Origin of the sequence: Curtobacterium ammoniigenes NBRC 101786 (assembly GCF_001571045.1) — a bacterium.
Classification (GTDB): domain Bacteria; phylum Actinomycetota; class Actinomycetes; order Actinomycetales; family Microbacteriaceae; genus Curtobacterium; species Curtobacterium ammoniigenes.
Genome location: NZ_BCSV01000001.1, coordinates 722,786 through 742,821, shown reverse-complemented (window position 1 = coordinate 742,821; position 20,036 = coordinate 722,786). Strand labels below are relative to the sequence as shown.

17 protein-coding genes are annotated in these 20,036 nt (G+C 69.1%); 12 read left to right on the top strand and 5 right to left on the bottom strand.

Going from position 1 to position 20,036, the window contains the following annotated elements:
• Positions 1-21: 21 nt before the first annotated feature.
• Positions 22-1,125, top strand: a complete 1,104-nt coding sequence (locus CAM01S_RS03305; protein ID WP_217999708.1) for a COG4280 domain-containing protein — start codon at positions 22-24, stop codon at positions 1,123-1,125.
• A 27-nt stretch (positions 1,126-1,152) separates the two neighbouring features.
• Here the strand turns inward: CAM01S_RS03305 and CAM01S_RS03300 are convergent, their stop codons facing one another.
• Positions 1,153-1,716, bottom strand: coding sequence for a Chromate resistance protein ChrB (locus CAM01S_RS03300; RefSeq protein ID WP_066516363.1), 564 nt, complete (start codon positions 1,714-1,716; stop codon positions 1,153-1,155).
• Positions 1,717-1,811: 95 nt separating this feature from the next.
• On the opposite strand from CAM01S_RS03300, the gene CAM01S_RS03295 reads away from it, so the two are divergent.
• The 3 genes from CAM01S_RS03295 to CAM01S_RS03285 all read left to right on the top strand — a co-directional run bounded on the left by CAM01S_RS03295 (position 1,812) and on the right by CAM01S_RS03285 (position 6,492).
• Positions 1,812-2,582, top strand: coding sequence for a glycosyltransferase (locus CAM01S_RS03295; RefSeq protein ID WP_066516361.1), 771 nt, complete (start codon positions 1,812-1,814; stop codon positions 2,580-2,582).
• 80 nt (positions 2,583-2,662) lie between these two features.
• A complete protein-coding gene (locus tag CAM01S_RS03290; RefSeq protein WP_066516359.1) occupies positions 2,663-3,994 on the top strand; it encodes a glycoside hydrolase family 6 protein in 1,332 nt (443 codons plus the stop codon).
• Positions 3,995-4,134: 140 nt separating this feature from the next.
• Positions 4,135-6,492 (top strand): transglycosylase domain-containing protein, encoded by a 2,358-nt coding sequence (locus CAM01S_RS03285; protein ID WP_066516357.1) that lies wholly within the window; start codon positions 4,135-4,137, stop codon positions 6,490-6,492.
• A 26-nt stretch (positions 6,493-6,518) separates the two neighbouring features.
• Here the strand turns inward: CAM01S_RS03285 and CAM01S_RS03280 are convergent, their stop codons facing one another.
• Together CAM01S_RS03280 and CAM01S_RS03275 are read right to left on the bottom strand one after the other, a co-directional pair.
• On the bottom strand, positions 6,519-7,424 hold the full coding sequence (locus CAM01S_RS03280; RefSeq protein WP_066516354.1) for an SMP-30/gluconolactonase/LRE family protein: 906 nt from the start codon (positions 7,422-7,424) through the stop codon (positions 6,519-6,521).
• 45 nt (positions 7,425-7,469) lie between these two features.
• A complete protein-coding gene (locus CAM01S_RS03275) occupies positions 7,470-8,339 on the bottom strand; it encodes an FTR1 family iron permease (protein ID WP_169795822.1) in 870 nt (289 codons plus the stop codon).
• A gap of 112 nt (positions 8,340-8,451) precedes the next feature.
• Here CAM01S_RS03275 and CAM01S_RS03270 point away from each other — a divergent pair, with 112 nt between their 5' ends.
• The 3 genes from CAM01S_RS03270 (at position 8,452) to xylB (ending at position 12,447) form a co-directional block, all read left to right on the top strand.
• Entirely contained in the window at positions 8,452-9,672 is a 1,221-nt protein-coding gene (locus tag CAM01S_RS03270) for an ROK family protein (protein ID WP_066516350.1), read from the top strand.
• Positions 9,673-9,700: 28 nt separating this feature from the next.
• Positions 9,701-10,894 carry a xylose isomerase gene (xylA, locus tag CAM01S_RS03265; protein ID WP_066516348.1) on the top strand — a complete coding sequence of 398 codons (1,194 nt, stop codon included), beginning with the start codon at positions 9,701-9,703 and terminating at the stop codon, positions 10,892-10,894.
• Between the two features lie 89 nt (positions 10,895-10,983).
• On the top strand, positions 10,984-12,447 hold the full coding sequence (xylB, locus tag CAM01S_RS03260; protein ID WP_066516347.1) for a xylulokinase: 1,464 nt from the start codon (positions 10,984-10,986) through the stop codon (positions 12,445-12,447).
• Positions 12,448-12,479: 32 nt separating this feature from the next.
• Here xylB and CAM01S_RS03255 read toward each other — a convergent pair whose 3' ends face one another.
• Together CAM01S_RS03255 and CAM01S_RS03250 are read right to left on the bottom strand one after the other, a co-directional pair.
• Complete coding sequence (locus CAM01S_RS03255) at positions 12,480-13,208, bottom strand: response regulator (protein ID WP_066516345.1); 729 nt, start codon at positions 13,206-13,208, stop codon at positions 12,480-12,482.
• On the bottom strand, positions 13,205-14,866 hold the full coding sequence (locus CAM01S_RS03250; RefSeq protein WP_066516342.1) for an ATP-binding protein: 1,662 nt from the start codon (positions 14,864-14,866) through the stop codon (positions 13,205-13,207). Before CAM01S_RS03250 ends, CAM01S_RS03255 begins: the two co-directional genes overlap by 4 nt.
• Positions 14,867-15,033: 167 nt before the next feature.
• Between CAM01S_RS03250 and CAM01S_RS03245 the strand changes: the two genes are divergently transcribed.
• The 5 genes from CAM01S_RS03245 (at position 15,034) to CAM01S_RS03225 (ending at position 20,036) form a co-directional block, all read left to right on the top strand.
• Positions 15,034-16,302 (top strand): MFS transporter, encoded by a 1,269-nt coding sequence (locus tag CAM01S_RS03245; RefSeq protein ID WP_083527681.1) that lies wholly within the window; start codon positions 15,034-15,036, stop codon positions 16,300-16,302.
• Positions 16,303-16,605: 303 nt separating this feature from the next.
• On the top strand, positions 16,606-18,330 hold the full coding sequence (locus CAM01S_RS03240; RefSeq protein ID WP_066516341.1) for a GAF domain-containing sensor histidine kinase: 1,725 nt from the start codon (positions 16,606-16,608) through the stop codon (positions 18,328-18,330).
• Positions 18,327-18,983, top strand: a complete 657-nt coding sequence (locus CAM01S_RS03235) for a response regulator (RefSeq protein WP_066516340.1) — start codon at positions 18,327-18,329, stop codon at positions 18,981-18,983. Before CAM01S_RS03240 ends, CAM01S_RS03235 begins: the two co-directional genes overlap by 4 nt.
• 129 nt (positions 18,984-19,112) lie before the next feature.
• Positions 19,113-19,502, top strand: coding sequence for a hypothetical protein (locus CAM01S_RS03230; protein ID WP_066516339.1), 390 nt, complete (start codon positions 19,113-19,115; stop codon positions 19,500-19,502).
• Positions 19,503-19,661: 159 nt separating this feature from the next.
• Positions 19,662-20,036, top strand: a complete 375-nt coding sequence (locus CAM01S_RS03225; RefSeq protein WP_169795821.1) for a pyridoxamine 5'-phosphate oxidase family protein — start codon at positions 19,662-19,664, stop codon at positions 20,034-20,036.

The following is a 20,036-nucleotide window of genomic DNA, read 5'->3' as shown; positions in this document are numbered from 1 at the left end:
TCACAACCGAACGGATCCTCCATGAATGCCGGTGCACTCTTCGCCGCAACATTCCTCGCCTGCCTCGTCGAGGCGGTCGAGGCGACCACCATCGTCCTTGCCGCAGGCACCGCGCGCGACTGGCGCTCGACCGTCAAGGGGCTGCTGCTCGCGCTCCTGACCCTCGCCGTCGTGATCGCGATCGTCGGCCCGGCGATCACGGTGCTGCCGCTCGGAATCCTCCGCGTGGTGGTCGGCGGTCTGCTGCTCGTGTTCGGGCTGCAGTGGATGCGCAAGGCGATCCTCCGCGCCTCCGGCCGGAAGGCGCTGCACGACGAGACCGCGATCTTCGAGCGGGAGGCTGCTGCCGCACGCCGCGAGCAGCGCCAGTCGGGACCGCTCGGTGTGACCGACTGGTACGCGTTCACGCTCTCGTACAAGGGCGTGTTCCTCGAGGGGCTCGAGGTCGTGTTCATCGTGGTGACCTTCGGCGCCAATCAGCACAGCGTCGGACTCGCATCGATCGCGGCGATCGCAGCCGTCCTGCTCGTCACGGCGCTCGGCTTCGCGGTTCGCGGACCGCTGTCCCGCGTCCCGGAGAACACGCTGAAGTACATCGTCGGCGTCATGCTGACGGCGTTCGGCGCGTTCTGGGCGGGCGAGGGCGCCGGCGCGCACTGGCCCGGTTCGGATGCCGCGCTGCTCGTGATCGCCCCGGCGATCGCCGTCTATTCCCTGCTGCTCGTCCTCGTCTACCGGCGTCCGCGTCCCGTCGCGGGCGCTCCCGCGGAATCGGTCGGGACCTCCGGCGCGCCATCGACTGCTCCGGAGGCCGGCGTTCCCATGGCCGACGGTGCGGACGGCTCCGCGCCAGCCGACTCGGCCGCCACGTCCGGCGCCCGGACCGCCACGATCGCCGAGGAACGGCCCGCGCCTGTGTCGCCCGCACAGCGCCGGCTGCGCGCCTTCGGCATGTTCTGGTACGACTTCCTCATCGGCGACGACTGGACTGCCGCGGCGACGATCGCAGCGGCCCTGATCGTGACGGCCGCGGTGGCGTCGTTCTCGGCGGGTGCCGCATGGGTCGTCCCGGCCGCAGCCGTCCTGTTCCTGCTCCCGTTCGGAGTACGTCGCGCGGCTCGCTGAGCGAACAGGGTGCGACGAGCCGGAGGGTCAGTGGCCCTCCGGCTCTTCCGCGTAGACGCGCGCCGCGTACTCTTCGAGCGCCGCGTGGCAGCGCTCCAGCGCGGCACTCGCCGCCTCCCCGCCCGGCGCGCTGAACCGATCGCGATCGCGGATCTTCTCCGCCCAGGTGACGAGCTTGGTGTAGTCCGCCTCGTTCTCCTCGAGCTCCGCGTAGGTGAAGTGCGCGGCCGCCCACTCCTTCTGCACGTCGGCAAGGAAGTCCTCGCAGCGATCCACCAGTTCTTCGAACTCGTCCGTGCGCGCCGCCTGGTAGACCGACATCACGGTTTCCTCGCCGACGAGCACGGCGGAGTCGAGCAGCACCGCGGTGCCGGACATACCGATGATGTCGTGCCGGAGCTTCCGCAGCGCCCGCTCCGAGGCTGCGTCCTTCGGCAGCGCGGCAACGGAGTTCTGCAGATATACCGCACCGAGCGACTTCAGTCGGCGCCAGGCGGTCGACCGCAGCCGGGTCGGCTCGGATGGGATCCGGTAGACGAGGACGAGCCAGGAGATCGGCTGCTCATCGGGCGACGGTTGCGCTGCACTCACGCAGGCACAGTACCGGGCGTCGGTGTCCGCGATCGTCGCCCACCGTTCACCGGAGGTTCGCCCACGGCCGCCCGGTCGCGCGGCACGATCGCTGGGTGTCCGCGTCCCCGCGTCCGTCGAGCGCTCCCCGCATCGCGGTCGTGCTCCCGACGTTCGAGGAGGCCGCGGTGATCGGCGGTCTCCTGGAGCGACTCCTCGCGCTCGGCTGCGTCCGCAGGGTCGTCGTCGTCGACGACGCCAGTCCGGATGGCACCGGCAATATCGTCGAGCGGCTCGCGCAGGATAGTCCCGTGCTCCACCTCATCCGGCGGCCGGAGCGCTCCGGCGTCGGAGGCGCGATGCTCGACGGCATTCGCTTCGCGCTCGAGGATCATGCCGACATCGTGGTGCTGATGGACGCCGACGGCTCGTATCGGCCGGACGACCTGTGGGCGCTCGTCGACGCGGTTCGGAGCACGGACGCTGGACGCCCCGGGGTCGCGCTCGGCTCGCGGTGGACCGTCGGCGCGCACCGCGAGCACTGGGATCCGCTCCCATCGGTTGCGAACTGGGCGCTGAACGTGTCGCTGCGGCGTCGGCACGGGCTTCGCGCCCGCGACTGCAGCAGCGGGTTCCGCGCGCTCAACCGCCAGGCGGCTACAACGATCGCGGCCGGTGATGAATGGCCGCCCGGGTTCGCGTTCTCCGTCGCGACGCTGCACGAGCTCGAGCGTCGAGGCGCGGAGGTCGTGGAAGTCCCCGTGCGTTTCCGCGGTCGACACACCGGAGCAACCAAACGGACGCTCCTCGACGCCGTTGGCGCGTTCCAGCGGCTGTCCACGCAACGCACGCGCACTCGCGGAGATGTCGAATCGGTTCGACGATAGGGGCGATCGGGGTCCGGCAGGGGCGCGGACCACGATCGGATCCGGCGCAACGATGCGCCGTGCGTTCGATGAGGAGCACAATGATCAACCGATTCACACGGTCAGCCCTCGTGCTGGCCTCCGCAGCCGCGATCGCCGCGGCCCCACTGCTCGGCGCGTCGTCCGCGTCCGCGTCGAGCGCCGGCTTGCCGCCCGGGACGCAGTTCTTCGTTCCGCACATCGCGGATGGCGCGCAGGCACAGATCGCGCAGCTGACCCGGAGCGGTGACAAGACCGACGCGGCCCTGATCCGCGACGAGGTCTCGACGCCGCAGGCCGTCTGGTTCACAGGGGGCAGCCCGAAGCAGGTGCAGCAGCAGGTTCGGCAGGTCGCGCAGGAGGCGGCCGGCAAGCGAACCGTGCCCACCCTCGTCGTCTACAACGTCCCGGGGCGCGACTGCTCGCAGTATTCCTCCGGAGGCGCGTCCTCCGATGCCGCGTACCGCACGTGGGCGGATGGCTTCGCCAGCGGGCTGACGCATCAGCAGCGCGTGGTCGTGATCGTCGAGCCCGACGGCCTCGCGAATCTGCCGGCCGATTGCCCCGGCGCATACACCAATCCCGGCACCTACCCGAATCCCGCGCCGGGCACCGCGACGGCCGGCCGAATCGCTGACATCGCGTACGCAGCAAAGGTGATCGGCGCCTCCGACCCGAATGCGCTCGTCTATCTTGACGCGGGCAACAGCGCCTGGCACAACGTCGGCGACATCACGCGCCGCCTGGAGGACGCCGGCGTCGCCTCGACACAGGGCTTCTCGCTGAACGTGTCGAACTATCAGTGGTCGGCGAACTCGAACTCGTACGGCACATGGATCTCCGACTGCATCGCGTACACCACGACGGTCAAGGTCGGCGACTTCGGCTCCTGCGGCGACCAGTACTGGAGCGGCGGCCCTGCGAACAACTGGCAGGGCGTCGCACTCGATTCCGCACGGCAGTGGAGCAGCACCGCCGCCGACCCGACCGCGAACACGGCGGGCATCGACAGCCGCTATGCAAGCGAGCTCGCCGGGACCGCTGCGACCACGCATTTCGTCGTCGACACCAGCCGGGACGGCCAGGGCCCCTGGACTCCGCCCGCCGGCAAGTACACCGGCGACCCGCAGACGTGGTGCAACCCGCCAGGGACTGGCCTCGGTGCTCGGCCGGACGCGCACCCCTCGACGGCGTTCCCGCTGCTCGACGCGAACCTCTGGGTGAAGACGCCCGGTGAGTCCGACGGCCAGTGCAACCGAAGCGTCAGCGGCAGCACGACCGACCCGGAGTGGGGTGGCATCACGGATCCGGCGGCCGGCGCGTGGTTCCCGCAGGCCGCGCTCCAACTCGCGCAGCATGCCGCTCCGGCGTTCGACGGCACGACCAGGCACTGAGCGGGCCGGATTGACCGCCGACGGCTGACCGGAGGGACCGGCGGCGCGCGTCCGAACCAGGAGGCGCGCCGCCGGCCGGGCGTATCCGATCACCGCGGGAACCGGGCGCCGGCCGACTCCGAGCGGGACCATTGAGCGATATGTCTGTTCTCTCCCGGGTCCTCGCGGCGTTCTCGTTCGTCGCCGTTTCGCTCTGCGCCGGGATGCTCGTCGCGCTCTCGGTGACGCCGGTCGTCGCCATCGCCGGACAGGGGGCAGGCAACGCCGCGAACGCATTCCTGTCGATGCCGAGCGATCTCGCGATCAGCACGCCCGAGCAGATGTCGACCATCTACGCGAAGCAGGGCAACGCCGAGGTGCCGGTCGCGTCGTTCTTCGCGCAGGACCGTGAGGTCATCAGCGAGAAGGACATGGGAACGTTCCTCCCGAAGGCCGCGGTGGACACCGAGGATCCACGCTTCTACTCAGAGGGCGGCGTCGACGTCATCGGCACGGTTCGTGCGGCCCTGTCCGATGTCACCGGAGGCGGTGGACTCCAGGGCGGCTCGTCGATCACGCAGCAGTACGTCAAGAACGTGCTCGTGCAACAGTGCGAGTCCCTCGGCACGACGGCAAAGATCGACGCCTGCTACCACGATGTGGCCGGCGTCTCGATCGGCCGGAAGATTCAAGAGCTCCGGTACGCGATCGCGGTCGACAAGCGCTACTCGAAATCCAAGGTGCTCACCGGCTACCTGAACATCGTCGGCTTCGGCGGCAACGTCTACGGCGTCCAGGCTGCGGCGCAGTACTACTTCGGTGTCCCAGCCGCCAAGGTCACGCTGCCGCAGGCCGCCACGCTCATCGCCATCATCAACAATCCATCGAACCTTCGCATCGACGAACCGACGAACGCTGCGAACGGATCCGCGAACGGATACAAGGCGACGAAGGCGCGTCGTGACTACGTGCTGCAACGCATGCTGGCGCACCACTCGATCTCCAAGGACCAGGAGCGGGCGGCGCTCGCCACCCCGATCACACCGAAGATCACGGCACCGGGAGCCGGCTGCGCCGCAGCGGCCGTGAAGTACCAGGCCGGCTACTTCTGCGATTACGTCCGCAACGAGATCTTGAACGACCCGGCGTTCGGCAAGACGGTCGCGGACCGCACGGCAGCGCTGAACACCAAGGGCCTGAAGATCATGACGACGCTGGACCTCGGCCTCCAGGCGAAGGCGCAGCAGGCCGTGAGCGCATACGTGCCGTCGACGATGCCGGGCGTGCACATCGGATCCGTCAACGTGACCGTGCAACCGGGCACGGGCGACATTCTCGCCATGGCACAGAACACGAAGTACTCCCAGTCGCCGAACGCGCCAGCCGGGTCGACGGCAGTGAACTACAGCGCGGACAAAGGCTACGGGGGCTCGATCGGATTCCAGACCGGGTCGACGTTCAAGGCGTTCACGCTCGCGCAGTGGCTCGCAACCGGGCACACGCTCTCGCAGTACGTCACGAGCAACGAGCACGCCTATCCGTATTCGCAGTTCCGGAACTCGTGCGAGAACATCGGGAACGGCACGTGGAACGTCGCCAACGACATCGGTTTCGCGGGCTCGTACTCGGTCTTGAACGCGACCGCGCAGTCGATCAACACCGTCTTCGCGCAGATGGGGACACAGCTGGATCTCTGCCAGATCGCGAATCTCGCGAAGTCGATGGACATCCACCGTGCCGACGGCAAACCGCTCAGCGAGTTCCCGTCGATGATCCTCGGTGTGAACGAGATCTCCCCCCTCGACATGGCCACCGCGTACGCGGGGTTCGCGGACGGAGGAACCGTCTGCACGCCTGTCGCGATCACCAGCGCAACCACGGCCTCCGGGACGAAGATCACGCCGACGCCGACCTCGTGCCACCAGGCGATTCCGGCGAACCTCGCAGCCACCGTGGCGTTCGCCTTGCAATCCGTCCTCGTCGGCAACGGCACGGCGGCCAGTGCGAACCCGCAGGACAGCACGCCGAAGTTCGGCAAGACCGGCACGACCGACTCCGACGTGCAGAACTGGCTCGTCACCTCGTCCACGAAGTACACCAACGCGACCTGGGTCGGCAACGTCTGGGGTCAGGTGGGCTTGGCGACAACGCCGATGCTCGGCGGCACCACGGGATACAACGCGAAGTTCCAGATCGCGAAGACGGTGATGACGTACCTCGACGGCACGTACGGCGGTGACGCGCTCCCCGCACCGGACCAGTCGATGGTCAGTGCACCGCGCCCCGTACCCGCCCCGACGCACCGCTACTCGCGTCCCGCGCCGACGCAGACGCAGAGCTCGGCGCCTGCGCCCGCTCCCGCACCGGCGCCCGCTCCGGCACCGGCCCCCGCTCCGGCGCCAGCACCCGCCCCGGCACCAGCCCCCGCTCCAGCACCCGCGCCCTCGCAGCCGGCACCCGCGCCGTCCCAGCCCGCGCCGACGAAGGCCCCGGCCCCGCAGCCTTCAGCGACGCCATAGCGCCGCGTGGGCGAGCGGCGGCGCGATCAGCGCCGGATCGCCCACGCGTCGCGGACGCGGGTTCGGATCCGATAGAGCGACGTGGTCGCGGTGATGAAGAGATCGGTGCCGTCGTCCCCGCCGAAGCAGCAGTTCGCGACCACCTCGGGCACGGGGATGATGCCGAGGCGCGTGCCCTCCGGGTCGTACACGATGATGCCGAGCCCGGACGACGCCCAGAGGTTCCCGTGCTCATCGACCTTGATGCCGTCGGGAACACCATCCATGGGGTGGTAGCGCGCGAACACGCGGCTGTTCTTGCATTGGATGCCGTCGACGACCTCGTACGCGCGGATGAGCCGATTGCCGATCCCTTCGGGCTGCCCCGCAGCGGACGAATCGGCGACGTACAGGGTCCCGCCGTCGGGTGAGAAGGCAAGGCCGTTCGGCGCCTCGACGTCCAGCACGACCGGTCGAACAGAGCCGGTCGCCGGGTCGTATCGGAACACCGCGCGATCGCCGTACTCACGGTACCCCGCGTGCCCCTCGCGCGCCTCCGTGATGCCGTAGGACGGATCGGTGAACCAGATCGTGCCGTCGGGCGCGATCACGACGTCGTTCGGCGAGTTGAAACGCGCCTGCTCCCAGTGGTCGGCGAGCCCCTCGACGACGCCGCCGCGATCGCGCTCGATTCGGCGGCGCCCATGCGAGCACTGCACGACGCTGCCGTCGCGGTCGAGCGTGCGGCCGTTGGTGAACTCGACCTGATCCGCGTACACGCTCTGGGCACCCGTCTCGGCATGCCACTGCAGGATCCGGTTGCGCGGGATGTCCGACCAGCGCAGGGTGCGCGTCTCGGGAATCCAGAGGGGCCCCTCGGCCCAGATGGAGTCGCCCGCGAGCAACTCAGCTTCGGCGTTCGAGACGAGTTCGTAGAGGGTGTGGAGGGACATGCGGCTCCTTCGACGGGTCGCCGCTCACTGTACGACTCCGAAACGCTATGCGGCGGAGGCGGTGCGGCGCGCAGGTGCTTGCGCGGGGCGGCGTCGAAGGAAGAACACCAGCGCGAGCGCGAGATACACGACGTAGACGAGCGTCTGGAGCAGCGTCGGGCTCTGTGCGTAGCCAAGGAAGCTGTGGGCGATATCGCCCAGCGTTCCGTCCTCGCTGAGCACGCCCCCGGTGTTCCAAAGCACCTGCGTGCCGAACGGGATCCAATGCAGCTCCTGCATGTTCTGCACGGCGTTCGCGAGCAGCCCGGCTCCAAAGACCATGAGCAGCGCGCCGATGACGGCGAAGAACCGACCGAGATTGATCCGGTGCCCGAGCCGGTAGATCGCGAACGCGATGCAGAGCGATATCGCGAGCCCGATCGCCGCTCCGATCAGCGTCGACTGGCCCGTGGTGGAAAATGCGATCGCGAGCGTGAAGACGACGGTCTCGAGCCCTTCACGGCCGACGGCCTGGAATGCGAGGACTGCGAGACCCAAGCGTGCTCCCCCGGAGACGGCGGCATCGGCGCGGCTCTGCAGCTCACCCGAGAGCCCGCGCGCGTGCCCACGCATCCAGAAGGTCATGTAGGTCATCGCACCGGCGGCGACGAGGTAGGTGATCGTCTCGAAGATGGTCTGCGCGGTCGACCCGTCGTACTCCCGGACGGTGAGGTAAGCGATCACGCCACCGACGGTTGCGAGCACGAGCGCGGCCCCGACGCCGAGGAACACATCGGCGAAGTGCTTCCGCAGCCCGACGCGGTTCAGGTAGGCGAGAAGGATCGCGATGATCAGGCTGGCTTCCACGCCTTCCCGGAGGAAGATCACGAGAACGGGGATCACGGAGAACAGGACCTTTCGATGCGAGTAAGGCAAGCCTAACCATAGTCTCGCTCCCATGTCGAGAGGATCGCGAAGCCGGGTCGCTGCCCGGTCGGTCCCGAGCGGCCCCCCACGCACGCCGCGCACGTGCCGCTACGATCCTCGCGTGGAGGCAGCAGCTCGGCGCCCGGTCCGGCGCCACGATCCCGGTCGGCGGCGGAACCTGTCCGAGCTCCTCGGCCGCGTACACGTCTCCCCCGCGAGTCGCAGCGAGCTCACGCGTGTCACCGGCCTGAATCGGTCCACGATCGCTGCGCTCGTCGGGGACCTCATGATGCGTGGTCTCGTCGTCGAGGACGAGCCGAGCGCCGCCGGAACCATCGGACGGCCGAGCCCAGTCGTCCGACCGTCGGACCGCGCCGTTGCGATCGCACTGCACCCCGAGATCGATGCGATCCGCGTCGCTGCGGTCCGCCTCGGGGGCCGCGTTTCCGAGACCGTGCGCATCGATGTCGAGCAGGTGCCCGACGTCGACCGGTTCATCGCGATCGCCGCGGAGGCTGTGGCCGACATCCGCACGCGCCTCCCGTCCGACTCGGTGGTCGTCGGCGCCGGCATCGCCGTACCGGGACTCGTTCGGGTCCATGACGGGTTCGTGCGCCTGGCACCGCACCTGAACTGGCGCGATGCGCCGCTGGCGGAGCGGATGCAGGCCGCGCTCGCGATGCCGGTGCAGGCGGCGAACGACGCATCGCTCGGCGCCGCGGCCGAATGGACCTTCGGCGCCGGCGCGGGCGCCGACGATCTGCTCTATGTCAACGGTGGCGCGAGCGGTATCGGCGGTGGCATCGTGGCGGGCGGCAGACCACTCGTCGGCGCGGCCGGCCACGCGGGCGAGATCGGTCACGTCACGGTGTCCCCGGAGGACCGGGTTGACAGTGCCGGACTCCCCGGCACGCTCGAGGCCCTCGTGCGGCGCGAAGCGCTCGCGCAGGTGCTCGGCATCCATACCGCCGATCCAGCGGCCTTCGAAGCCGCGGTGCTCGGGTCGCAGGACCCGGCGGTCCGCGCGGAGGTCGACCGCCAGGTGGATGCCCTTGCCATCGCATTGGCGAGCGTCGTCAATGTGCTGGGCTCGCGTCGGGTGGTCCTCGGCGGCTTCCTCGGGGCGCTTGCCGCGACCGCGCAGGACGCGCTCACGGAGCGGTTCGAGACGCGCCTCCTCGGCCCACTCGTCGGTGAGGTGGAGATCCGTCGTGCGGCGCTCGGCGACGCCATCCTGCTCATCGGAGCGGCATCGTTGCCGTTCGCGCGCCTCCTGGACGATCCGGTGGCGTTTCACAGCCCATCCGGCTTGTCTTCACACGGTTCATCCAATACGTTGTGAACTACAACAAACCCACGAGGAAGTGACGATGACCCCCAAACCCACTCGCGACGACAAGTTCTCCTTCGGTCTCTGGACCATTGGATACAACGGCACGGACCCCTTCGGCGGCCCGACCCGCCCGCAGCTCGACGTGGTCGAGGCGGTCGAGAAGCTCGATGAGCTCGGCGCCTACGGCCTCACGTTCCACGACGACGACCTGTTCGCGTTCGGTTCGTCCGACGCGCAGCGTCAGCAGCAGATCGACCGGCTGAAGGGCGCGCTCGACGCGACCGGCCTCATCGTGCCGATGGTCACCACCAACCTGTTCAGCGCGCCGGTCTTCAAGGACGGCGGCTTCACCTCGAACGACCGCCAGGTTCGCCGCTTCGCGCTGCGCAAGGTGCTCCGCAACATCGACCTCGCCGCCGAGCTCGGCGCGTCGACCTTCGTCATGTGGGGCGGTCGCGAGGGCGCCGAGTACGACGCCGCGAAAGACGTCCAGGCTGCGCTCGAGCGCTACCGCGAGGCCGTCAACCTCCTGGCCGAGTACGTCACCGACAAGGGCTACGGGATCCGGTTCGCGATCGAGCCGAAGCCGAACGAGCCCCGCGGCGACATCCTCCTCCCGACGCTCGGTCACGCGATCGCGTTCATCGACACCCTCGAGCGCCCCGAGCTGTTCGGTGTGAACCCGGAGGTCGGCCACGAGCAGATGGCGGGCCTGAACTTCACGGCGGGCATCGCACAGGCGCTCTACTGCGGCAAGCTGTTCCACATCGACCTGAACGGTCAGCGCGGGATCAAGTACGACCAGGACCTCGTGTTCGGTCACGGCGACCTGCAGAACGCGTTCTCGCTCGTCGACCTGCTCGAGAACGGTGCCCCAGCCGGCGGCCGTGCCTACGACGGCCCGCGCCACTTCGACTACAAGCCGAGCCGGACCGAGGACTTCACGGGCGTCTGGGACTCCGCAGCCGCGAACATGCGCATGTACCTGCTCCTCAAGGAGCGCGCCGCGGCATTCCGCGCCGACCCGGAGGTCCAGGAGGCGCTCGCCGCCGCGAAGGTCACCGAGCTGTCCGAGCCGACGCTGAGCAGCGGCGAAGGCTACGACGCCCTGCTCGCAGACCGGTCCGCATTCGAGGACTTCGACGCGAACGCCTACTTCGGCGGCAAGGGCTTCGGCTTCGTGCGCCTGCAGCAGCTCGCTGTCGAGCACCTCATGGGCGCTCGCGGCTGAGCCCGCTGTCCCGTTCCTGACCACCACCGCGATCGGCGGCCGCCATGCGCGGTCGCCGATCGCATTCCTCAACCGCATCGGATCGAACAATGCCGCTCGTCGCCGGGGTCGACTCGTCCACCCAGTCCTGCAAGATCGTGATCGTCGACACCGCCACGGGGTCGATCGTCCGGAGCGGCCGCGCGCCGCACCCCGACGGCACCGAGGTCGACCCGGAACGCTGGTGGGAGGCACTCGGCCAGGCGATCCTCGACGCCGGGGGTCTCGCCGACGTCGCCGCCATCAGTGTCGGCGGTCAGCAGCACGGCATGGTCGCACTCGACGCGGATGGCGCGGTCGTCCGCCCTGCACTGCTCTGGAATGACACACGCAGCGCGGCGGCCGCTGCCGACCTCGTCGCTGAGCTCGGTGGCGAGGCCTGGGCGCGCCGCACAGGGCTCGTCCCCGTCGCCTCGTTCACCGGGACGAAGCTGCGGTGGATGCGCGATGCGGAACCGGAGAACGCCGCGCGGGTCGCGGCGGTGGCGTTGCCGCACGACTGGCTGTCGTGGCGCATGCTCGGCTTCGGCCCCGTGGGAATCAGTCAACGGGGCGCCGACCTCGATGCGCTCGCCACCGACGGCTCCGACGCATCCGGCACCGCCTACTGGGACCCGGCAACGCGAAGCTACGACGCCGAGCTCTTCGAACTGGCACTCGGCCGCTCCATGCGCATCGCCGGCGACGCTGCCGACGGCAGTGTCGTCGTCCCGCGGGTCGTCGAGCCGGCCGCAGCGATCGGCACCGTCGAAAGCGAGGTGCAGCTGCCCGGCGGGGCAGTCATTCCCGCTGGCATCGTGGTCGGGCCCGGCGCCGGGGACAACGCCGGCGCCGCCCTCGGGCTCGCGCTCCGCGACGGCGACGTCGCGGTCTCGCTGGGCACCTCCGGCACCGTCTTCGGCGTGTCCGAGGAACCGCTCGCCGACCCGACCGGCGTCGTCACCGGCTTCGCAGACGCGACGGGGGCGCGCCTCCCGATCATCACAACGCTGAACGCCGCCCGCGTGCTCGAAGTGATCGGCGGCCTCCTCGGCGCCGACTACGACGAGCTCGGCCGGCTCGCCCTCGACGCGCCGATCGGCGCCGGCGGACTCGTCCTCGTGCCGTACTTCGTCGGCGAGCGCACCCCGAACCGTCCGGATGCGACCGCATCGCTCTTCGGGATGACGCCGACGACGACGACCCGCTCGTACGTGGCACGCGCAGCGGTCGAGGGCATGCTCTGCGCGCTCGCCGACGGCCTCGCTGCGGTCGAGTCGAACGGCGTGCGCGTCGACCGACTGCTCCTCATCGGCGGCGCGGCGCGGAATCCCGCTGTGCAGCAGGTCGCCGCGCAGGTCTTCGGGCGCGACATCGTGCTGCCGGAGCCCGGCGAGTACGTCGCCATGGGTGCTGCCCGGCAGGCGGCATGGGTCGTCGAGGGCGCCCTTCCCGACTGGCCGCTGCAGACATCGGTCGTTCCCGCGGATCCGCATCCGGAGGTGCTGGCCGCCTACCGCGCGCACCTCGCCTGATCGGGGCGTCCGGTCGGGAGCAGAGCGCAGTCTTACTGCGGTGTCGCCGGGGCCGACCCGAACCTCCGGCGGTACTCGATCTCGGGTCGACCCGGTGTGCCGTATCGTGCAGTGCGCTCAGCCACGCCGACGTCGACGAGGTGCTCGAGGTAGCGGCGTGCGGTGCCCCGAGCGATCCCGAGCTCCGCGCCGAGCTCGCGGGCAGACACGACGGTCCTGTCGCCGTCGAACGCCCGAGCGACGAGGTCGAGTGTCTCGGGTGTCAAGCCCTTGTCGAGCACGTCAGCGCTGGCGCGACGGAGGCTCGAGATCGCCTGGTCGACGCTCCGCTGCGTCGGCACGGCGGTCCCCTCCAGTCCGTCACGAAAGGCGCGGTAGCTGCCGAGCTTCTCGGAGAACATCGCGAACGTGAACGGCTTCATGAGGTAGACGAGCACGCCGTAGGAGACCGCATCGCGGACGAGCGCAACGTCGCGGACCGCCGTCACGGCGATGATGTCGACGGGGATTCGCAACGCGCGGATGCGTCGACAGACCTCCATGCCGGGCAGGTCCGGGAGGTTCATGTCGAGCAGCACCAGGTCCACACCGCCGTCACCGCTCGCCGCGGTGCGCCGGAGCAGCTCGAGCGCCGCGCCGCCGCTTCGTGCGATTCCAGCGGTGACGAACCCGTCCACACGGTTCACGTACGCGGCGTGCGCGTCCGCGTTCATCGGATCGTCGTCGACGACCACCGTGCGAATCGACGGCTGCCCCGTCATCGCTCCCCCGCCATCGCGGGCTCGCCGACCGGGAGGATCAGGGTGAACACGGCACCGGGATCGTTCACGACGTCGATCGTTCCACCCATCCGCTGCACGGCCTGCCGGACGAGTGCCAGGCCGACACCGCGGCCGACCTCGTCGCCGTCTTTCGTCGTGAACCCGTATTCGAACACCGCTCCGACGTCGGGCACGCCGTTCCCGGTGTCCGCCACTCGGATCCGGAGGCGCGACCCGGCCTCTCGACGGACGGTCACCGATACGCGCCGCTGGGGCGCGCCTCCCGTCGCCGCTGCGTCGATCCCGTTGTCGACGAGGTTCCCGACGATGGTGACGAGCTCGGTCGCATCGACGTCGAGCCGTCCGAGATCCGGGTCGATGTCCAGGACGAGCTCGACGCCGCGCTCCCGCGCCTCCGCCGACTTCCCGAGGAGCAGAGCGGCGAGCACCGGTTCATCGATCGATCCGACGATCTCATCGCTGAGCCGCTGCCCCACCTCGAGTTGATCCGCGGCGAACGCGAGCGCCCGTCGGGGGTGGTCGAGTTCGATGAGCGCGATGATCGTGTGCAGCCGATTCGCGAACTCGTGCGACTGCGCGCGAAGCGCGGTGGAGAGCGTTCGCATCGTCTGCAGCTCCCCGGTGAGGCGGCGCAGCTCCGTGTGGTCGCGGAGCGTGATCACCGTGCCGACCGAGCCGAGCCGACGTCCCGGCACGCTCCGCGCCTCCTGCGCGTTGACGACGAGCACCCGGTCACCGGCGACGTAGACGGCGTCGGATCGTTCGCCGCCGTCGGCGAACGCTTGCTCCAGGTCGTGCGGCAGACCGAGCTCTGACAACGGTCGCGGTTCGTCCGCCCCGGTCCGAGCGGGAAGACCGAGCAAGGCGGCGGCGTGATCGTTGTACAGCACGACGCGCCGGTCGCGGTCGACGAGCACGAGACCTTCGCGAATCGAGTGCAGCACCGACTCGTACGACACGAACATGCGGCTCATCTCGTCGGGACCGCGGCCCCACGTGACCCGGCGAAAGTACCGGCTGAGCAGCCCGGCCGCGCAGGCTCCGACCGCGATCGCCCCGAGCCCGGCGAGCAGCACGGTCAGCACCCGCGGCCACAGCTCGGCGCTGATGCTCCGCACCTCGACGCCGGCCGCGACGAGCGCGATGATTCGTCCGCGGGCGTCTCGGATCGGGACGACGGCGCGCACCGACCGGCCGAGTGTGCCGGTGTACGTCTCCGTGAACGCGTGCCCCTGCAGGGCGGGTGCGATGGTCCCGACGAACGGCTTGCCGATCTCGCTCGGGTTCGGATGCGTGTACCGGGTCCGGTCCGGCCGCATGATCGTGATGAAGTCCGTCGAGGTCGCCCGCATCGTGGTCAGCGCATACGGCTCGAGCTCGACCGACGGCTCCGGTGTCGCGAGCGCGTCGTGCACGAACGGGTCGACGGCGATCGAGGACGCCACCGTCATGCTCGTCCGCGCCGCCTCTGCGTACAGCGCGTTCTTCGTGTCACTCCACAGCCACGCCACGGCCGCAACCGTCAGCACGGTCACGATCACGACCTGGAAGACGAACAGGCGCGCCGCGATGCTCCACGTCGATCGACCGTGCGGCGTCACCAGGTCACGCACGCGCGTCCGCCGCTCTGCCTGCACCGATGCTCCATCCCGGCAGCATCGCGCAACCGGGCGGCGCACCGACGAGACCTGCCGCAGACAGTATGAGCACAAGCCCGGGAAGACCGGAATCGTCGGAATGGTAGGAGGAGTCAACCGACGCGGCATCGGTGCCGCGGCACAACCTCAATCAAAGGTGATGAGTGATGGCAGATTCGGCCCAATCCGCAACCTGGACGGGTGCGCAACGACGAACCCTGTTCGCAGGTGTCGGCGCCTGGGCGCTCGACGCGTTCGACTATTTCGTGCTCGTGTTCGTGCTGTCCACCATGGCGACGGCGTTCCACATTACGGTGGTGACGGCGACGTTGGCGATCACGTTCACGCTGCTGATGCGCCCCGTCGGCGCGATCATCTTCGGGCCGCTCGCCGAACGATTCGGTCGCAAGCCGATCCTTGTCGCGAACATCGCGATCTTCGCGCTCATCGAACTCGCAACCGCGGCCTCACCGAACTTCGCGACGTTCTTCGTGCTCCGGATCGTGTATGGAATCGCGATGGGCGGAATCTGGGGCGTCGCGTCCGCACTGACGCTGGAGACGGTGCCACGAGCCTCCCGGGGTGTGGTCTCTGGTCTGTTCCAGGCGGGCTACCCCATCGGGTACCTGATCGCATCGATCGTCTACGGCTTCATCGGCACCACGCTCGGCTGGCGCGGCATGTTCGCGATCGGAGTCGTCCCGATCCTGCTGGCCGTCTACATCTTCTTCCGTGTCGACGAGTCGCCGGTGTGGCTGGCGAACCGCGGTGCCGGTGCCGGAACCGGTGCGCCGCGGGCGCGGTTCTGGCCTGCCTTGGCGTCGAACTGGCCGATCCTGATCTTCGCCGTCGTGCTGATGGCGGCGTTCAACTACTTCAGCCACGGCACGCAGGACATCTACCCGACGTTCCTGAAGCTGCAGCACGGATTCACGCCGGGCACGGTGAGCATCATCGCGATCAGCTACAACATCGCCGCGATCATCGGCGCACTCGTCGCCGGGACGCTCTCCGAGCGATTCGGGCGCAAACGGGTCATCATCATCTTCGCGGCGCTGTCACTGCCGGTGATCCCGCTGTGGGCGTTCGCCTCCGGTTCCATCGCGCTCGGGATCGGCGCGTTCCTCATGCAGTTCATGGTGCAGGGTGCGTGGGGCATCATCCCCGCCTACCTGAATGAGCTCGTGCCGGAGGGAACCCGCGCCGTCCTGCCCGGGTTCGTCTACCAGCTCGGCAACGTGATCGCCTCACCGAACGCGACGATTCAGGCCGCCATCGCACAGTCGAACGGCGGCAACTACGGCGTCGCCCTGGCGATTGTGGCCGGAGCCGTCGCGATCGTCATCGTCGTGCTCATGGCATTCAGCCGCGAGACACGCGGCCGGCGGTTCGCCGATGTCGACAGCGCACCGGCCGCACGGGCGCAGACCGTCTGAGCGCATCGCTCCCTCACGCCGGATCGGGCGTCGAGTACTGTCTCTCATGAGGGGCACTCGGCGCCCGGTCGTCTTGCGCGACCGGCGGATCGATACATCGCCACCTGCGGCCCGTTCCACACACGCCTGAGCGTCGCGCGGGACCAAAGTCCCTTTGCTCCCCTCGAACGGGGGCGATACGGTCAAATCCGCTCCAGCAGCACCCGTTCCCGGACCGGACCCGAATCGGCCCGGGACTGCGCTGGTGCGGCACCGGGACGGCTATATTCGGGCCAATCACACCGACATGGAACGGTGCCGATCATGGACTCGATCTCGTTTCCGGACGGCCCCCGATCCGAGCTCGAAGATCGGGTCGCCGAGCTCGTCTCGCGCGCGCAAGACGTTCTGCGCATGCAGGAGCGACTCCGTCACCTTCTGGCCGCATACCGACGGATCGTCGAGCATCTCGGCCTGGACGACACACTCGTCGCTACCGTGCGGGCCGCCGTTGATCTCGTGGGCGCGCGCTACGGGGCGATCGGCGTGATCGATCCGGGCGGGGAGGGTCTGGAGCGGTTCCTGCAGGTGGGCATGGACGACGACGAGGTCGCCCGACTCGGCCATCCCCCACGCGGAGCAGGTCTCCTCGGCGCCGTCACCCGCGAGGACCGTCCGATACGCCTCCGTCGAATTGCGGATGACAGCCGTTCCGTCGGCCTTCCGGCCGGCCATCCGCCGATGGAAGGATTCCTCGGCGTCCCGATCCATGTTCGCGACGTCGTGTTCGGCAACCTCTACCTCACGAATCCGCAGCACGGCGAGTTCACGCTCGAGGATCAGGAACTCGTCGAGTCGCTCGCCGCGACGGCCGGAGTCGCGATCGCCAATGCGCGGCTCTTCGAAGAAAGCCGCCTCCGCGAGCGATGGGCCGCTGCGACCGCGGACGTCACCACCGCCCTGCTCAGCGATGAACCCCTCGAAGACGTTCTCACGGTCATCGCGGATCGCGTCCTCGCATTCATCGACGCAGACCTGGTCAGCGTGGTCGTGCCCCTGCCCGACGTCGCACCGACGTCGGAATCCGAGCGTGTTCGCGTCCTCGTCGCCGTGGGACCGCTCCGGAATGGTCTCACGAATGACACGTTTCCGATCGCGGCCACGTTGGCGGGCAACGCCATGCGTGCCGCCACGGTCGTGACCGATCAACAGCACCCCGAATTCCGCGCACTTGCCGGAGTTCCGCCGATCGGCCCGAGCGTCGCGATCCCGCTCCGGGCACGGGGCATCGCGCTGGGCGCGCTGACGATCTCGCGATCCGTCGGCGGCTCGGCGTTCAGCCGGGCCGAAGTCGAGATGGCTGACGAGTTCGGTCGCCAGACGAGCGTTGCGCTCGCCGTGTCACAGGGACGCCAAGACCGACGGCGGCTCGAACGGATCGACGATCGGCGGCGGATTGCTCGCGACCTCCACGACCATGTGATCCAGCGGCTGTTCGCTGCCGGACTCTCGCTGCAGATCGCAGCCGAGCAAGCACCCGAGAACCTTCGCCCGCGCATCGAGAGTCAGGTCGAAGCGATCGACGGTGCCATCGTCGAAATCCGGACGGCGGTGTTCGCGCTCCGCACGGCCGAACACCCTGCGCGCCCGACCACGCGGGACCGGATCCTGGACGCCGTTGCGGAGCTCAGCCCAGCGCTCGGCCACCGCCCGCGCATCACGTTCGTCGGGCCGGTCGACCTCGTGGTCACCGGTGAGCTCGCACGCGATGTCGTCGCTGTGGTGCGGGAGTCCGTCGCGAACGTTGCCAGGCACGCATCGGGCGCGTCGTGTTCCGTTGAGGTGGCAGTGCACGACGCTCGGGTCGTCGTGACGGTCCTCGACGGCGGCCCCGGCGTCGGCCAATCGGCGCGCCACGGCGGAACGGCAAATCTCGCATCACGTGCGGCGGCGCGCGACGGCCGATATGAGCTCGCGGACGCCCCTGACGGAGGCACGCGCGTGGTCTGGGATGTCCCCAGACCCGTCCCGGCGATGGAGGACCGATGATTCGAGTGTTCCTGGTCGATGATCACGAGGTGGTCCGCCGCGGGGTCGCTGAGCTCATCGAGATGCAGAACGACATGACGGTCGTCGGCGAGGCGGGCTCGGCGCGCGACACGCTCGGCCGCGTCGGGGCGACCCGACCCGACGTCGCGGTCCTCGACATACGCCTACCCGACGGCAGCGGCATCGACGTCTGCCGAGACATCCGAGCCTCCTTTCCAGACGTCGCATGCCTCATGCTGACGGCGTTCGACGACGCGTCTGCCATGGAGGCCGCGGTGCTCGCCGGCGCATCGGCCTACGTGGTGAAGGATGTCCGGGCGCAGCGGCTCATCGACACCGTTCGGAGCATCGCCGGAGGCAAACGGCTCCTGCACCCCCATGCAGGGGCGACCGTGATCGAGCGAATCACGCAGCGGGAATACGACCACGATCTCGCAGCGCTGACACTCCGGGAGCGCCAGGTCCTCCAACTCATCGCGGACGGCATGACGAATCGCCAGATCGGGGACCAGCTGGGGCTTGCCGAGAAGACCGTGAAGAACTACGTGTCCGGCCTCCTCGCGAAGCTGGGCCTGGAGCGACGGACGCAGGCTGCCGTGTACGGGGCCGACCACGGACTCCGACACGGACCCGCCACGAATTCGAAAGCGTGAGCGCATCCGGCGGGACGTTCGCCCCTGTCTCGATGAGGAGCGCGGAGCGATGCTCGACGGGTCCGATGCAGCCCAGTCCCGGAGTTGGCATCGTGCGTGTGATCGAGCCGCGGCCGGAGGACTACACCGATGACAACACACGGGGTCAGCGAGCCGAACCGACGGCTGAGTTCCTCCGAGTGCTGGGCCGCGATCGCCGGCGGTTCCGCCGCACGGGTCATCCTTGACGAGGGGGCCGCAAATGCGTCAGTGCTCGTTGCCGAACCGGCTCAGCGGCTTCTCGTCGTGCGGTTCGACTCGGAGCGCGTCGGCCGCTCACTCCCCGCCGGTCGCTCGGTGCTCATCGAGTTGGGCGCGCAAGACATGCAGTCGGGCTGGAGCGTGATCCTCGTGGCGATCGTCCGAGCGCAGGCCGCTGGGGGTGCCGTGGAGCTGCGTGTCGCGTCCGTCGACGGGATGGCGTTCTGCGTGCGGCCGTTCACGCTCGAGATCCATTCCGCAGTCGTGGACGAAACCTGAGGAGGATCAGTGGCAGCGACATCTCGGCCACATCGACAGAGCAGCGCAGCATCTTCGCCCGGATCAGAGGCGCCCGCGCCGGTGCCGGTCCGCACACCGGGGCCGCCTCCGAAACCCGGTGTTGCCCCCGGCGATGCGCTGGCGGGGGACGAAGTGGTGGTGACCCTCACCGCCGATCAGTGCTGGGAGCGCCTCCACCGCTCACGAACGGGACGCATCGCGTTCCTCGATGACGACGCCATCGAGATGTTCCCCGTCAACTACATCGTCGACGGTCGACGCATCGTTTTCGCGACGTCGAGCCGCAAGATCACCGACGCGCTCGAGCGCCGCCTGCCCGTTGTCTTCGAGGTGGATGAGCACGACGGCTGGACGGCGTGGAGCGTCGTGCTCCGTGGCGCAATGGTCTCTGCTGATGTTCGCGAGAGCGCGGCGCAGCGGTTGCGTTCGATGCTGCCCACGCACAAGACGGCGCACATCGTCATCGAGCCGAAGACGGTTACGGGGCGCCTGTTCGACCAGGTCGCCCCGTAA

Excerpts from the sequence above, each read along its gene's own strand:
- xylA (WP_066516348.1), top strand. The coding sequence starts at position 9,701 with ATGACCCCCAAACCCACTCGCGACGACAAGTTCTCCTTCGGTCTCTGG.
- CAM01S_RS03255 (WP_066516345.1), bottom strand. The coding sequence starts at position 13,208 with ATGACGGGGCAGCCGTCGATTCGCACGGTGGTCGTCGACGACGATCCG.
- CAM01S_RS03280 (WP_066516354.1), bottom strand. The coding sequence starts at position 7,424 with ATGTCCCTCCACACCCTCTACGAACTCGTCTCGAACGCCGAAGCTGAG.
- CAM01S_RS03245 (WP_083527681.1), top strand. The coding sequence starts at position 15,034 with ATGGCAGATTCGGCCCAATCCGCAACCTGGACGGGTGCGCAACGACGA.
- CAM01S_RS03285 (WP_066516357.1), top strand. The coding sequence starts at position 4,135 with ATGTCTGTTCTCTCCCGGGTCCTCGCGGCGTTCTCGTTCGTCGCCGTT.
- CAM01S_RS03305 (WP_217999708.1), top strand. The coding sequence starts at position 22 with ATGAATGCCGGTGCACTCTTCGCCGCAACATTCCTCGCCTGCCTCGTC.
- xylB (WP_066516347.1), top strand. The coding sequence starts at position 10,984 with ATGCCGCTCGTCGCCGGGGTCGACTCGTCCACCCAGTCCTGCAAGATC.
- CAM01S_RS03235 (WP_066516340.1), top strand. The coding sequence starts at position 18,327 with ATGATTCGAGTGTTCCTGGTCGATGATCACGAGGTGGTCCGCCGCGGG.
- CAM01S_RS03240 (WP_066516341.1), top strand. The coding sequence starts at position 16,606 with ATGGACTCGATCTCGTTTCCGGACGGCCCCCGATCCGAGCTCGAAGAT.
- CAM01S_RS03290 (WP_066516359.1), top strand. The coding sequence starts at position 2,663 with ATGATCAACCGATTCACACGGTCAGCCCTCGTGCTGGCCTCCGCAGCC.
- CAM01S_RS03230 (WP_066516339.1), top strand. The coding sequence starts at position 19,113 with ATGACAACACACGGGGTCAGCGAGCCGAACCGACGGCTGAGTTCCTCC.